We start from the raw sequence: 14,828 nt of genomic DNA on the forward strand, positions 1-14,828 counted from the left end.
GAAAGTAAATAAAAAAAGACAAAAGCCAATTTTTAAACTTCTCGTGGTCGAGAGCTTAAAAATCGACTAACGAAAACGACAGTATTTTTATCAGGAATAAAAACGCTATCTTCTTTAAACCTGAAGGTCTAAATCATTTATGCGGTACATTTGCTACACAGTTTTAAAATGTGAGCCACCCTTGTTCATCGATATTTTGATAGGAATCTTACACATGTCTCCCTTCAACATGACTATAAGAGCTTTCTCAACTCGAGAAAAGTATAAAACCGTAAGCCTATAGCTCATCAGCTCACTTTTCTGAAAGATGTCCTGAGATTAAACCTTATGACACATCCTTTTGATAAATAAACAGTTATGTGGAATATCCAAAGCAATTTAGCAGTATTTTGCTTTGAATGTAACCATAAGTGTACTTTTTATTGATTGAACGTTCAATCAATAAAAAGTATCATAAAAAAATGCTATGATGCTTTCCATGTAAGTTATTGAATCTAACGCCTTTAAATTTAAGGCAAATTGTTCTGGATTGTCATGAATAAACGTAGAGTAAAACCTGAGCATGAGCGCCGTGAAGAAATCATTAATGCTGCCTATGCAGTCATTTATGAAGTGGGCTTATCCAACACCACTATTGCTCAAATTGCGAAAAAAGCACAGCTTTCTACGGGCATTGTGAGTCATTATTTTGGCGATAAACAAGGCCTCATTCACAGTTGCATGCGCCAAATGCTGAATGTCTTAGCCAAGACTACGGCGAGCTATAAGGCAAATGTGGCACAGCCCAGTCCAGAACATTCGCTCAAAGCCATTATTGATGCCAACTTTGACATCAGCCAGGTCAACAACACTGCTATGCGGGTTTGGCTGGATTTTTGGTCTGCCAGTATGCACCTACCCGACTTAGGTCGACTGCAACGAATTAATGACCAACGTCTGTATTCAAATTTGAAGTTTCATTTCTTGCAGCTCATGCCAAAGGCCCAAGCAAGCCAAGCCGCTAAAGGGCTAGCAGCACTGATTGATGGCTTATGGTTACGTGGAAGTTTAAGTGGTCATCAAGCATTTGATCGTGATTTGGCACGTTCTATTGCATACGACTATGTCGATATGCAACTTCGCTTAATTCAACAGATACGGCAGGAACAACAAAATGAATAATGTACAGCTTCACTCGCTTTATATTCACGGACAATATTTCAGTGCTACCAGTGGTCAAACCTTTGACAGTATCAATCCTGCTACAGGTCAGGTCATTGCCACTATTCAGCAAGCCTCTAAAGCTGATGTCGATTCAGCCGTACAAAGTGCTGTACAAGGACAGCGTGAATGGGCTGCCAAAACAGCGGTCGAACGTGCCCGTATTTTACGTCGTGCAGTCGATATTTTACGCGCTCGTAATGACGAATTAGCACGCCTAGAAACACTGGATACAGGGAAAGCGTTCAGTGAAACCTCTACCGTCGATATTGTCACTGGTGCAGACGTTTTAGAGTACTACGCAGGACTTGCAACGGCCATTCAAGGTGAACAAGTGCCGCTACGTGAAAGTAGTTTTTTCTACACGCGCCGTGAACCTTTAGGTGTGGTGGCAGGGATTGGCGCTTGGAATTATCCCATCCAAATTGCACTTTGGAAATCAGCTCCTGCCCTCGCTGCGGGGAATGCCATGATTTTTAAACCCAGCGAAGTGACCCCTCTTACCGCCTTAAAGTTGGCAGAGATCTACACTGAAGCAGGCGTACCTGCTGGTGTTTTCAACGTGGTACAAGGTTTTGGTGCTGAAGTGGGTCAATGGTTGACTAAACACCCCGACATTCAAAAAATTTCGTTCACAGGTGGTGTGGCAACGGGTAAAAAGGTCATGGCCAGTGCTGCGGCTTCTAGTCTCAAAGAAGTCACCATGGAGCTCGGTGGCAAATCACCTCTCATTATTTGTGCCGATGCCGACCTTGAACGCGCAGCCGACATTGCAGTGATGGCGAACTTCTTTAGTTCAGGCCAAGTGTGTACTAATGGCACCCGTGTATTTGTACCACAAACCCTCAAGGCAGCATTTGAACAGGCAGTAATTGAGCGTGTCAAACGTATCCGCATAGGTGACCCGATGCAGGCTGAAACCAACTTTGGACCTTTAGTCAGCTTTCCGCACATGGAAAAAGTCTTGTCTTATATTGAGTCGGGCAAACAACAAGGTGCGACTTTATTGATTGGTGGACAACGTGGCACTGAAGCAGCACTTGCTCAGGGCGCATATGTTTTACCGACCGTGTTCACCGACTGTCATGACGACATGCACATTGTGCAAGATGAAATCTTTGGTCCAGTCATGAGCATTTTAAGCTATGACAGTATTGAAGAAGCTATTCAACGTGCCAACAACACCAGTTATGGTTTAGCCGCAGGTGTGGTCACACAAGATATTTCCCAAGCACATCGCATTATTCATCAGCTTGAGGCAGGTATTTGTTGGATCAATACATGGGGCGAATCCCCTGCTGAAATGCCTGTAGGTGGTTATAAACAGTCAGGCGTTGGACGTGAAAATGGTATCACCACACTTGAACACTATACCCGCATCAAATCAGTTCAAGTTGAACTGGGCGCATACCAAAGTATTTTTTAAAGTCTGAATTTTAGCCATCTAAATCCTTACTTCCTTTTATTTATTATTTTTTTCATCCTCAACTCAACATGTGGCCACGTTCTCATGCAACGTGGTCCTGCCATAGAAAAAGGATCATTATGCATTCTCAACACTACGATTATATTATTATTGGCGCAGGTTCAGCAGGTAATGTACTGGCTGCTCGCTTAACTGAAGACCCCGATGTTTCCGTGCTCTTACTCGAAGCAGGCGGACCTGATTATCGTCTCGACTTCCGTACTCAGATGCCTGCTGCCTTAGCCTATCCCTTGCAAGGTCGTCGTTATAATTGGGCATATTTAACCGACCCAGAACCCCATATGAATAACCGCCGCATGGAATGTGGTCGCGGCAAAGGCTTAGGCGGTTCGTCCCTCATTAATGGCATGTGCTATATCCGTGGTAATGCCATGGACTTAGAACAATGGGCTAGCTTGAAAGGCCTTGAAAATTGGAGCTATGCCGACTGTCTGCCTTACTACAAAAAAGCAGAAACCCGTGATATCGGTGGCAATGACTATCATGGCGATGCTGGCCCTGTTTCTGTCGCCACGCCTAAAGCAGACAACAATGTTTTATTCCACGCCATGGTCGAAGCGGGTGTGCAAGCAGGCTATCCACGCACTGATGACTTAAATGGTTATCAACAAGAAGGTTTCGGCCCAATGGATCGAACCGTAACCCCCAAAGGCCGACGCTCAAGCACTGCACGTGGCTATTTAGATATGGCCAAAGGTCGAACGAATCTAACCATTATTACCCACGCCATGACCAATCAAATTTTGTTCAATGGCAAACAAGCGATTGGAGTTGAATATATTCAAGGTGCTAATCAAAACAACTTGCTTCAGGTCTATGCCGATAAGGAAGTTCTACTCTGTGCTGGAGCGATTGCATCACCGCAAATTTTGCAACGCTCGGGTGTGGGTTCAAGTACTTTACTTCAGTCTCTCGACATTCCAGTGGTGCATGACTTACCGGGTGTCGGTGAAAACCTGCAAGACCATTTAGAAATGTACTTACAATATAAGTGTAAGCAACCTGTTTCTCTCTACCCTGCTTTAAAATGGCAAAATCAACCTGCGATTGGTGCAGAGTGGCTATTTAACGGTACTGGGATTGGAGCAAGCAACCAGTTTGAAGCAGGCGGCTTTATTAGATCCTCCAAAGAGTTTGCTTGGCCAAATATTCAATATCACTTTTTGCCTGTTGCAATTAACTATAATGGTAGCAATGCTGTCAAAGAGCATGGCTTCCAAGCCCATGTCGGTTCGATGCGTTCACCTTCACGCGGTCGAGTACATGTGACATCTAAAAACCCTTTCGACCATCCAAGTATTTTATTTAACTACATGTCGACCGAACAAGACTGGCAGGAATTTCGTGACGCGATTCGAATCACCCGCGAAATCATGCAGCAACCTGCGCTTGATCCTTACCGTGGCGAAGAAATTAGCCCTGGAAAAGATGTGAGTAGCGATGCTGAATTAGACGAATTTGTGCGTAATCATGCTGAAACGGCTTATCATCCATCCTGTAGTTGTAAAATGGGTGAAGATGATATGGCGGTAGTTGATGGACAAGGTCGCGTGCATGGCCTGCAAAGTTTACGTGTGGTGGATGCATCGATTATGCCGCTGATTATCACAGGTAACTTAAATGCTACCACCATTATGATGGCTGAGAAAATCGCGGATCAAATACGTGGTCATCAAGCTTTACCACGTTCAACTGCTCCATTTTACCGCACCGAAATCGCATAACTCTTAATGGTGTAAAACCTGACCTTTTATTCAACTTTAGAATAATTAGGTCAGGCAATTATTCATATTTTCTAAAACACCATAATCACAACTTGCTTTATCTTTAGGACTTACTTTCCATCTCAACTTACTACATTTAAACGTTAAAAAGATTATGCTCTTGTATAGATATTCAACGTCTGTATTTTAAATACAGAAATTACACCTAAATAAAACCCAATAAAAACAAGAGCTAAAAACAAACATCACTGATATTTATAATTCAACCCAAACCATTTACAATAAAAATTACTAAGTCAATACATATTTAGTCTAAAATACCCATAAGTCAAGATGCGTGATAGCTTAAAAAGTTAAGCTTTGGCTACTTGAGATTTTAAGTATTACTTCAATTCTGCCAAGCTAATTTTTTACAAGCACCTCTATCACCATAATTGTTATTTTCTCTTCGCTATAAAGCGATCCAAAACCTGCTCCCCAAGGTCATAATCGCATGAACAAATTTTTAAAATACCTTTTGGTATTAATCGTACTGCTTATGATTGCAGTCGTAATTTTCTTATTTAGACCTATCACGTCTAAAAAAATTCAAACCACCAGCAATGAGCCTGTTGTTGACGCAGTCTTAGTGGGCGGTGGGATCATGAGTGCAACTTTAGGCACATATCTAAGCGAGCTTGAGCCAAACTGGCAAATTCGCATGTATGAACGCCTAGACAATGTTGCCCAAGAAAGCTCAAACGGCTTCAACAATGCTGGTACAGGCCACTCTGGCTTTATGGAAATGAACTATACCTCTGAAAAAGATGGAAAAATGGACATTTCTAAAGCTGTGAACGTTGCGGAACAATTTGAAGTTGCAAAACAGTTCTGGTCTTATCAGGTGAAAGAAGGTGTTTTGGGTCAACCAAATAGCTTTATCAACCCTGTACCGCACATTGCCTTCGTTTGGGGCGATAACGTGAATTTCCTCGAAAAACGTTATGCTGCAATGGTTAAAAACCCAATGTTCTATGGCATGAAATTCTCTGAGAATCCTGCTGAAATTAAACAATGGGCGCCTTTAGTGATGAATGGCCGTGATGCTGCACAGAAAGTAGCTGCAACACGTATGGATGTAGGTTCGGATGTGAACTATGGTTCGATCACCACTCAATTGGTCGATCACCTTAAAAAACAATCTAACTTCAAACTACAAACATCAACTGAAGTGACTGGCATTAGCCAAAACGATGATAAAACTTGGACTGTTGCGTTTAAAAACCTCACTACAGGTAAAACAGATCACGTGAAAACGCGCTTTGTCTTTATTGGTGCAGGCGGTGCAGCGGTTAAACTTTTACAAATGACAGGTTTACCAGAAGCGAAGCAATATGCTGGCTTCCCTGTAGGTGGCGTGTTCTTAATGACCGACAACCCGAAAGTCACTGAAGGTCATACTGCAAAAGTTTATGGTCGTGCTGAATTAGGCGCACCTCCAATGTCTGTTCCACATATTGATACGCGTTATATCGACGGTAAAAAATATGTGTTGTTTGGTCCATTTGCGACTTATTCAAACAAATTCTTAAAACAAGGTTCTCAGCTTGATTTATTGAAATCAACCACGAAGAATAACGTTTTACCAATGACTGCTGTGGGTATGGAAAATCTTGATTTGGTCAAATACTTGGTGAGCCAAGTCATGATGACCGATGAAGACCGTTTTAATGAATTGAAAAAATACTACCCTGATGCAAAACCAGAAGACTGGCGCATGAATCAAGGTGGTCAACGTGTTCAAATCATTAAGAAAGAACCAGGCAAACCTGCAAGCTTACAATTTGGTACCGAGATTTTTGCATCACAAGACGGTGCTGTGACTGCCCTATTAGGTGCTTCACCAGGTGCTTCGACCTCTCCTTACATTATGTTGAGCTTGCTTGAGAAAGCATTCCCACAACAAGTAGAAGGTAAATGGAATCCGAAATTACATGAAATTGTAAAATCGTACCAACAAGAACTCAGCACCAATCCTGTTCTTCTTGACCAAGTTCGCCAATACACCAGCACAACTTTGGGTTTGAAATATACACCTATGGCTAAGGCTGCAAATGACGAAACTGTTGCGGTAGCAAAAGCACAGTAATCTGCTTTAAACCCTAAAAAGGATGGACTTTGCGCCATCCTTTTTTTAATTCATATTTGAAACTATTCTGTTTATGTCGCTTTTCCATTCCGACGCATTTTTGGCTTTTCGTTCACGTGATTTTTCACTTCTGAGTGTCAATCAGTTGTGCTTAATTCTAGCCATCATGATTCAAGAAGTCGTCATTGCCTATAGCGTCTACCAACTTACTCAGAATCCACTCAGCCTTGGCATGATTGCCTTAATTGAGTTGCTCCCCTTTATTTGCCTCTCCCTGATTAGTGGCGACTGGGCTGACCGCTATAACCGACAAAAAATTGTGCAGTGGAGTTTTAGCTGTAGCACACTAATTCCCTTATTGTTTATTGTTCTTTTTTCTCAGTACCAACAACAGCACATTCAACAATATACACTTTTATGCGGCATTTATAGCCTCATCTTTTGCTTAGGCATACTTAGAGGTATTTACAGCCCATCTTTTAATTCATTACGCCCTTTTCTAACCCCAGAGTCAGCCTATAGCAATGCAGCCACATGGACTGCCCTCATTTGGCAAATAGGCGGCATTTTAGCGCCCTTATGCGCAGGACTTTTACTCGGCCAACTTGGGCTTGAAAAAACCCTCTTGATTGTTTTTTTCTTGTGTTGCGTGGGTAGCATCTGCTTGTTCGGATTAAGTGCTCGTGACTTCCCTAGCACGCATAAACAGCATTTAAGCAAAAGCTTAAAAGAGGCCTATTTATTTATCTTTAAACATCCACTGATGTTTTGGAGTATGTTGCTGGATCTCAGCGCTATGCTTTTTTGTAGTGTCATTATCTTACTGCCTATTTTTGCACACGATATCCTTCATCTAGGCGTTGAAGGCTTAGGTATACTCAGAGCAGCCCCAGCCATTGGCGCCTGTATCATGATGTTGATGTTGACCTGTTATTCTCCGATGAAAAATGCATGGAGAAACATGCTCTATAGTAGTTTTGCAATTGCTTTGTGCACTTTGGCCTTTGCACTATCCCCCCATGTTTGGCTCTCAGTCTTCTTCCTTGTTTTGATTGGCGCCTTTGATAGCATCAGCATGGTCATTCGACAAACTTTATTACAGCAACTCCCCCCAAAAGCACTATTAGGGCGTGTAGCAGCTTTAAATGGCATCTTAGTGACTTCAGGCAATCAACTCGGTGCCCTACACACAAGCCTAATGACGCGCTATTTTTCGGTAGTGCCAGCAGTACTTATTGGCGGGACGCTGTGTTTAATGATCTGTGGTCTAAGTTCTACTCGTACGCGACATTTATTCAAGCCATCTCCAACACGGAAAAAACATGCTACCGTCACAAGAATCGAATAGCATGTTAAGCTTCATATCTTCTTTAAATATGATGTGAGTTTTCAATAGAGCAAATTATGAAACAGATTCTCCCCTTTTCACACACACTCTATGCCAAACTCTATTCTTTCGTACTATCCGTATTGTTGGCTTATTGCCTATTCAGTGCAATCTATAGTGTGATTATTGGTGGAAAAAGTGCATACCTTTTCAGTAGTCTGATTTTAATATTTCAAACAATTACTGTTTTTAAAGCATCTGTAAATAAAAAGATCTATAACTCCATGGGATTGATTGGACTCATTCTAATTCTGATTTATCTCAATCATTGGATGTTTCTTTCTCAGTATGAAAGTATTGCCATTCTTCCCTCAGTCATACTCACCGCACTTAGCTTAGGCTATTTTTCACAGCAGCACTTGCATTTAAATCTATTGAAGGCGGCTTTAATTTTTGGGCTTTTAGTATTAGCCTATACGCAATACCATGACTTAAACACTCTGCAAAACTATTATGACAGCCTGCATACAGGCGAAACATGGCAACAATATGGTGCTTTATAAAGATCAAAAAAACGTTAGAGTTTTCTTGTTATTTTAAGCACAAAAAAGCCAGCAATATCGCTGGCTTGATTCTTCTAGACTTTAGCGATGCGTATGTATCGACATCACAATACCCATACCAGCCAGCATTGCTATCACAGCTGTGCCACCATAACTCATCAACGGTAGTGGATCACCTGTGACCGGTAAAATACCACTCACCATGCCCGAGTTTAAGAATACAAAGAAGAAGAAAGTGAGTCCTGTTGCACCTGCATATAAACGACCAAAGTTGTGGAAGCTATTCAATCCAATCATCAAACAACGAACAATAATTGCAGTAAACAAGCTGAATAAAAGAAAGACTCCAATAAAGCCAAATTCTTCTGCATAGGTAGACATAATGAAGTCAGTATGATGCTCTGGTAAATAGCCCAAATGAGACTGCGTTCCTTCGGTGTATCCTTTACCTGTCAGCCCCCCCGACCCAATCGCAATTTTTGATTGAATGATATTCCAGCCCGCGCCAAGCGCGTCAGACTCAGGATCAAACAAGGTCAATACACGTTTTTTCTGATACTCCTGCAAAAAGAACATCCAGAGTACAGGTGCCGCAATCGCAAATGCAGTTAAAGCACCTGCAATCAAACGCCATGACATGCCACTCAGAAACAATACAAAAATGCCCGGAATAATTAAACCAATGTTTAAATCGGGCTGCAAAGCCACCAAAACAAATGGAATCATTAGCAGGATGAGCGCACCAACAATTTGTAAAAACTTAGGAGGAAAGGGTTTACGAGCAAAATACCATGCCATCATCAAAGGCATCGCAAATTTCATAAACTCACTGGGCTGCATACTCCCAATACCCGGCAAACTAATCCAACGCTTTGCCCCCATGCGCTTTTCACCAATCACCAATACCAGCATTAATAACAATAACCCCAACCCGTAAAGGTAAGGACTCATGGACTGGTAAACTTTTGGCGGAATTTGTGCACAAATCAGCATCACAATAAAACCAACACCAAAACTCGTTGCTTGGCGCAGCACCATTCCCGAATCCTCTGCTGTTGCACTGTAGACAACCATTAGCCCCAATACAGCATTGAGAACTAGAAAGCAAAGTAACCATGGGTCTAAATGAAGTTTAGCCCATCGGGAAGAATCGTGTTTTATACTTCTGCCGTCACGTAATGACTGACGTAAAAAACGATACTGCTGAGAAGGGATCATTGCGAAACAGATCTAAAAAATAATTTAGGAATTATAGATTAAAGCGACATCGAATGAATCAGTGTCTCCAAAATATTCCATTAAATAATTAAAAATTTAAGCTGACTGAGAAGACAATATTAATCGCGCTAACTCTAAATCATCAGGATAGGTAATTTTAATATTGTCAGAGCGACTTTGCACCACTTGCACAGGTTCCCCCATATACTCTAAAGCACTCGCTTCATCGGTAATATTCACACCTGCAGCAAGTGCCTGCTCAATGGCTTTCTTCAGCACACCTAATTTAGCAATTTGAGGGGTTTGCGCTTGCCACAATGTTGAACGATCTACCGTTGTTAATATTTGTGGCGCCGTCTCAACTCGCTTTAAGGTATCTCGGACTGGTATAGCTAAAATTGCACTTTGAGATGTCGTAACAGCTGTTTGCACCAACGTTTCAAGATTTAGCTGCGCAACACAAGGACGTGCCGCATCATGCACAAAAACCCAATCATCTTCACTGGCAATGGTAGATAAATAATTTAAAGCGTTTAAAACTGAATTCACACGCTCGGCCCCACCATTACAAAAGTGAGCTTTCTCTAGCTGCGCTAAAGGTAAGGTTTTGGCCACATGGTCTTCTGCGCCAATAGCCAATACATAACCTGTTAATTTAAGTTGGTTTAAACGAGCAACAGTATGCTCAAGCACTGTTTGACCATCAATGCTTTGATATTGTTTAAGTTCTGTTTTGGAAAAACGACTTCCAGACCCAGCAGCTGGAATAATTGCCCACAAATTAAGGCTCTGGTGGTAACTCTGCTGGTTCTGATTCATTAGTACGTAAATCTACTTGTGCGTTTGGATCGATATAAATGGGTTTATACTGGGTACTAATTGTACTCATCTGTACAAATGTTTCGTGAGGTTTAATTAAACCCAAATCAAGTCGTGCGTGTTCTTCAATAGCTTCCACACCATTTTTTAAGTCGTATACTTCTGCTGCGAGTACGCGATTCCGTTCTTTTAATTCATCATTAAGTTCAACTTGTTGCTGAACTTTTTGGCTGAGTTGCTGGTGCTCATGATAGCCACCTTCACCAAACCAATATAAATATTGAAAGCCTGCGATCAAAAAGATCGCAAGGCCCAACAATGCTTTACTCGCTTTGGAGTCAAATACATTTAACATAGATAGCATGATCTGCTTAGTTCAAACCTTTGAACTCAGCTTTACCGCGATATGCAGCATTAGTCAATTCTTCAATACGAAGTAATTGGTTATATTTCGCTACACGGTCAGAACGGCAAAGTGAACCAGTTTTGATTTGACCAGCGCCAGTACCCACTGCAAGATCCGCAATTGTAGAATCTTCAGTTTCACCAGAACGGTGTGAAATTACTGTAGAGTAACCATTTGCTTTAGCAAGATAGATTGCATCAAGTGTTTCAGTCAAAGTACCGATTTGGTTGTATTTGATCAGAATCGAGTTAGCAACTTTTTCGTTGATACCACGTTGAAGAATCTTCGGATTCGTAACAAATAGGTCATCACCAACCAATTGGATCTTGTCGCCAAGAATAGAAGTCAGGTAAGACCAACCTTCCCAATCTGACTCATCCAAACCATCTTCAATTGAGATAATTGGGTATTGGTTTACAAAACCTGCAAGATAGTCAGAGAATTGGTTGCTTGTGAACGCTTTGTTACCTTCACCTGCAAGAATGTATTGACCATCTTTGTAGAATTCAGAAGATGCACAGTCAAGCGCAAGCATAATGTCAGAACCAGCTTTGTAGCCAGTTTTTTCAATCGCTTCTAGAATAACTGTAATTGCTTCTTCGTTAGAACGAAGGTTAGGTGCAAAACCACCTTCATCACCAACTGCAGTATTTAAACCTTGTTTCTTTAAAACTGATTTTAAAGAATGGAAAATTTCAGCACCAGCACGTAAAGCTTCAGAGAATGAAGTGAAGCCAACTGGCTCAATCATAAATTCTTGAATATCTACATTGTTGTCTGCATGTGAACCACCGTTAAGGATGTTCATCATTGGAACAGGCATAGTTAAAATGCTGTTGTTACGAAGATCTGCGATGTATTGGAAAAGAGGAATTTTCTTTTCATCAGCAGCAGCACGCGCAGCAGCAAGAGAAACTGCCAAAGTTGCATTCGCACCTAATTTTTCTTTGTTTTCAGTACCGTCAAGCGCGATCATTGTGTTATCAATGTCTTTTTGTTCGAATACTGATTTACCCAACAATGCATCACGAATTACTGTGTTAACGTTGTTAACAGCAGTTTTAACGCCTTTACCTAAGTAACGTGCTTTGTCGCCGTCACGAAGTTCTAAAGCTTCACGAGAACCAGTTGAAGCACCAGATGGTGCACATGCACGGCCTACTACGCCAGAGGCTAAGATTACGTCTGCTTCGATGGTAGGGTTACCACGAGAGTCCAAAATTTCACGTGCACGAATGTCAACGATTTGGCTCATGAACAATTCCTCAGTTGATTAATAATAAGATAGGCCAAAAATGACCTATCAAGTGTTTCAAATTAATGTGTATCTAACTTGCTGAAACCTTTCACTAAGGTATCCAGTTCTTTTAGCTGTGCCAAGAATGGTTCAAGCTGTGACATACGAAGTGCGCATGGGCCATCGCATTTGGCTTTTTCTGGGTCAGGATGAGCTTCTAAGAACAAACCAGCTAAACCAGTTGCCATACCCGCACGTGCAAGCGTGGTGATTTGCGCACGACGTCCGCCAGCAGAATCTGCACGACCACCTGGTGTTTGAAGCGCATGAGTCACATCAAAAAACACAGGAACATTCATTTCCTTCATGATGTCAAAGCCCAACATGTCTACAACTAAGTTGTTGTAGCCAAATGCCGAACCACGTTCACAAAGAATCAGTTTGTCATTTCCCGCTTCTAAACACTTATGCAAAATATGACGCATTTCGTGTGGCGCTAGGAACTGTGCTTTTTTGATATTGATAATGGCATCAGTTTTCGCCATTGCTTCAACGAGGTCAGTCTGACGACTTAAGAATGCTGGAAGTTGGATAATATCCGCCACTTCTGCCACAGGTGCCGCTTGGTATGGCTCATGCACATCAGTAATAATCGGCACATTAAAGTGTTTTTTAATGTCAGCTAACCACTCAATCCCTTTTTCTAGGCCTGGGCCGCGAAAAGAGTTCAAGCTTGAACGATTGGCTTTATCAAAACTAGCTTTAAATACATAGGGAATATCAAGGCGTTTGCAGATATCTACGTATGTTTCAGCAATCTCAAAAGCAAGATCTTTAGATTCAAGTACATTCATTCCGCCGAATAGTACAAATGGCAAATGATTTGCCATTTGTATATCGCCTAAACGTACAATTTCCTGTGGTTTTAATTGCGACATTTAAACTCTTCCTGGTTTAGTCAAAACGCATTATTTTGCTTTTTTGTACTGCTTTTTAGCAGCATCAATGAAGCCAGCAAATAATGGGTGTCCATCACGCGGTGAACTTGTAAATTCTGGGTGGAATTGTACAGCAATAAACCAAGGATGTTCAGGAATTTCAACAGTTTCAACAAGACGTTGTACTGGAGAATAACCCGAAATCTTCATGCCTTTTTCTTCAAGCACTGGAATATAGCGATTGTTCATTTCGTAACGGTGACGATGACGTTCAATGATCTCTTCAGAACCATAAACTTCAGCAGTTTTTGTACCTGCAACCAATTCAGATTTTTGAGCACCTAAACGCATTGTACCGCCAAGGTCAGAATCTGCATTACGTTGCTGAACCTCACCACGCTCATCTAACCATTCAGTAATCAAACCAATCAATGGTGATTTTGTAGAACGGTTAAATTCAGTTGAAGTCGCGTCGCTAATACCCGCAACATTACGTGCATATTCGATCACAGCCAACTGCATACCCAAGCAAATACCGAGGAACGGCACACCGTTCTCACGTGCGAATTGAATCGCCTTCATTTTACCTTCAGTACCGCGCTCACCGAAACCACCTGGAACCAGAATCGCATCAGCATCTTTCAATACCTCTGCTACTTCTTGGCTTTCAAGCTCTTCAGCATTTACGTAGTCAATCTGAACTTTCACACGGTTTTGAATGCCGGCATGTAAAAGTGCTTCGTTTACAGATTTGTAAGCATCTGGAAGTTCAACGTATTTACCAACCATTGCGACACGTACTGTGTATTCAGGGTTAAGTAATGCTTCTACAACATTATCCCAATCTGTTAAATCAGCTTCCGGAAGATCGTTATAGCCAAAACGTTCACAAATTAAATCATCAACGTTTTGTTCGTAGAATGTACGTGGAATTTGATAAATCGAGCGTGCATCTTTACAAACCACAACTGCACGTGCTTCAACGTTAGTGAACAGTGCAATTTTGCGTGTTGTATCTGCATCAACATCATGCTCAGTACGGCAGATCAAAATGTCTGGTTGAATACCGATAGACAGAAGTTCTTTTACTGAGTGCTGAGTTGGTTTAGTTTTTAATTCAGCTGCAGACTTAATGTATGGGAGTAACGTTAAGTGCATAAGCATCGTACGCTTGTGACCAAGTTCAACCATTAACTGACGTACAGATTCCATGAATGGGAGAGATTCAATGTCACCTACTGTACCGCCGATCTCAACGATCGCAACGTCATAACCTTCACCTGCGCGAAGTACACGTTCTTTAATGTTGTCAGTAATGTGTGGAATAACTTGCACAGTACCACCAAGGTAATCACCACGACGTTCTTTATTTAGAACATCTTGGTAAACACGACCTGATGTGAAGTTATTCAATTTGGTCATTTTCGCACGACGTAAGAAACGTTCGTAGTAACCCAAGTCTAAGTCTGTTTCAGCGCCGTCTTCTGTAACAAAAACTTCACCATGTTGGAATGGGCTCATTGTCCCTGGATCGACATTAATGTATGGATCCATTTTTACCATGGTCACTTTTAAACCACGAGCTTCTAAAAGTGCAGCAACAGAAGCAGCTGAAATACCTTTACCTAGTGATGAAACTACACCACCAGTCACGAAAATAAAATGGGTCATTGGGTTTCTCGTACAATCGAGCCTAAATCGGCCTGCAATGTTGCGCAATTTTACTTTACCTTGTACCAATAAAGCAAAGTCAATCGGCATCAATTCATAGAACAATAAACA

12 protein-coding genes are annotated in these 14,828 nt (G+C 41.6%); 6 read left to right on the forward strand and 6 right to left on the reverse strand.

All coding sequences use genetic code 11. The features are described from left to right. The first annotated feature begins 534 nt into the window (after positions 1-534). From betI to FTT84_RS05575, 6 genes are all read left to right on the forward strand, one after another. Entirely contained in the window at positions 535-1,161 is a 627-nt protein-coding gene (betI, locus tag FTT84_RS05550) for a transcriptional regulator BetI (RefSeq protein ID WP_067767126.1), read from the forward strand. After that, the gene (gene betB / locus FTT84_RS05555) at positions 1,154-2,626 is read left to right on the forward strand and encodes a betaine-aldehyde dehydrogenase (RefSeq protein ID WP_180080301.1); all 1,473 of its coding nucleotides are present in this window, start codon (positions 1,154-1,156) and stop codon (positions 2,624-2,626) included. The genes betI and betB overlap by 8 nt, the downstream gene beginning before the upstream one ends. Before the next feature lie 119 nt (positions 2,627-2,745). Next, positions 2,746-4,410, forward strand: coding sequence for a choline dehydrogenase (gene betA / locus FTT84_RS05560; RefSeq protein ID WP_067767131.1), 1,665 nt, complete (start codon positions 2,746-2,748; stop codon positions 4,408-4,410). A gap of 493 nt (positions 4,411-4,903) precedes the next feature. Then, on the forward strand, positions 4,904-6,538 hold the full coding sequence (gene mqo / locus FTT84_RS05565) for a malate dehydrogenase (quinone) (protein ID WP_180080298.1): 1,635 nt from the start codon (positions 4,904-4,906) through the stop codon (positions 6,536-6,538). 73 nt (positions 6,539-6,611) lie between these two features. Next, positions 6,612-7,886: an MFS transporter gene (locus tag FTT84_RS05570; protein WP_180080295.1), complete on the forward strand. Its 1,275-nt coding sequence runs from the start codon at positions 6,612-6,614 to the stop codon at positions 7,884-7,886. A 56-nt stretch (positions 7,887-7,942) separates the two neighbouring features. After that, complete coding sequence (locus FTT84_RS05575) at positions 7,943-8,428, forward strand: hypothetical protein (RefSeq protein ID WP_180080292.1); 486 nt, start codon at positions 7,943-7,945, stop codon at positions 8,426-8,428. Between the two features lie 81 nt (positions 8,429-8,509). Here FTT84_RS05575 and rodA read toward each other — a convergent pair whose 3' ends face one another. From rodA to FTT84_RS05605, 6 genes are all read right to left on the reverse strand, one after another. Further along, positions 8,510-9,646, reverse strand: coding sequence for a rod shape-determining protein RodA (gene rodA / locus FTT84_RS05580; protein ID WP_067767141.1), 1,137 nt, complete (start codon positions 9,644-9,646; stop codon positions 8,510-8,512). Between the two features lie 96 nt (positions 9,647-9,742). After that, on the reverse strand, positions 9,743-10,465 hold the full coding sequence (gene ispD, locus FTT84_RS05585; RefSeq protein ID WP_180080289.1) for a 2-C-methyl-D-erythritol 4-phosphate cytidylyltransferase: 723 nt from the start codon (positions 10,463-10,465) through the stop codon (positions 9,743-9,745). Further along, a complete protein-coding gene (locus FTT84_RS05590) occupies positions 10,428-10,820 on the reverse strand; it encodes a septum formation initiator family protein (protein WP_067767145.1) in 393 nt (130 codons plus the stop codon). Before FTT84_RS05590 ends, ispD begins: the two co-directional genes overlap by 38 nt. 16 nt (positions 10,821-10,836) lie before the next feature. After that, positions 10,837-12,126, reverse strand: coding sequence for a phosphopyruvate hydratase (eno, locus tag FTT84_RS05595; RefSeq protein WP_067767147.1), 1,290 nt, complete (start codon positions 12,124-12,126; stop codon positions 10,837-10,839). Positions 12,127-12,188: 62 nt separating this feature from the next. Next, complete coding sequence (gene kdsA / locus FTT84_RS05600; protein ID WP_067767149.1) at positions 12,189-13,046, reverse strand: 3-deoxy-8-phosphooctulonate synthase; 858 nt, start codon at positions 13,044-13,046, stop codon at positions 12,189-12,191. 30 nt (positions 13,047-13,076) lie between these two features. Then, a complete protein-coding gene (locus FTT84_RS05605; RefSeq protein WP_180080286.1) occupies positions 13,077-14,717 on the reverse strand; it encodes a CTP synthase in 1,641 nt (546 codons plus the stop codon). Positions 14,718-14,828: the final 111 nt, after the last annotated feature.

This window comes from Acinetobacter sp. YH01019 (genome assembly GCF_013420285.1).
GTDB lineage: Bacteria > Pseudomonadota > Gammaproteobacteria > Pseudomonadales > Moraxellaceae > Acinetobacter > Acinetobacter gandensis.

Excerpts from the sequence above, each read along its gene's own strand:
- betI (WP_067767126.1), top strand. The coding sequence starts at position 535 with ATGAATAAACGTAGAGTAAAACCTGAGCATGAGCGCCGTGAAGAAATC.
- betB (WP_180080301.1), top strand. The coding sequence starts at position 1,154 with ATGAATAATGTACAGCTTCACTCGCTTTATATTCACGGACAATATTTC.
- betA (WP_067767131.1), top strand. The coding sequence starts at position 2,746 with ATGCATTCTCAACACTACGATTATATTATTATTGGCGCAGGTTCAGCA.
- mqo (WP_180080298.1), top strand. The coding sequence starts at position 4,904 with ATGAACAAATTTTTAAAATACCTTTTGGTATTAATCGTACTGCTTATG.
- FTT84_RS05570 (WP_180080295.1), top strand. The coding sequence starts at position 6,612 with ATGTCGCTTTTCCATTCCGACGCATTTTTGGCTTTTCGTTCACGTGAT.
- FTT84_RS05575 (WP_180080292.1), top strand. The coding sequence starts at position 7,943 with ATGAAACAGATTCTCCCCTTTTCACACACACTCTATGCCAAACTCTAT.
- rodA (WP_067767141.1), bottom strand. The coding sequence starts at position 9,646 with ATGATCCCTTCTCAGCAGTATCGTTTTTTACGTCAGTCATTACGTGAC.
- ispD (WP_180080289.1), bottom strand. The coding sequence starts at position 10,465 with ATGAATCAGAACCAGCAGAGTTACCACCAGAGCCTTAATTTGTGGGCA.
- FTT84_RS05590 (WP_067767145.1), bottom strand. The coding sequence starts at position 10,820 with ATGTTAAATGTATTTGACTCCAAAGCGAGTAAAGCATTGTTGGGCCTT.
- eno (WP_067767147.1), bottom strand. The coding sequence starts at position 12,126 with ATGAGCCAAATCGTTGACATTCGTGCACGTGAAATTTTGGACTCTCGT.
- kdsA (WP_067767149.1), bottom strand. The coding sequence starts at position 13,046 with ATGTCGCAATTAAAACCACAGGAAATTGTACGTTTAGGCGATATACAA.
- FTT84_RS05605 (WP_180080286.1), bottom strand. The coding sequence starts at position 14,717 with ATGACCCATTTTATTTTCGTGACTGGTGGTGTAGTTTCATCACTAGGT.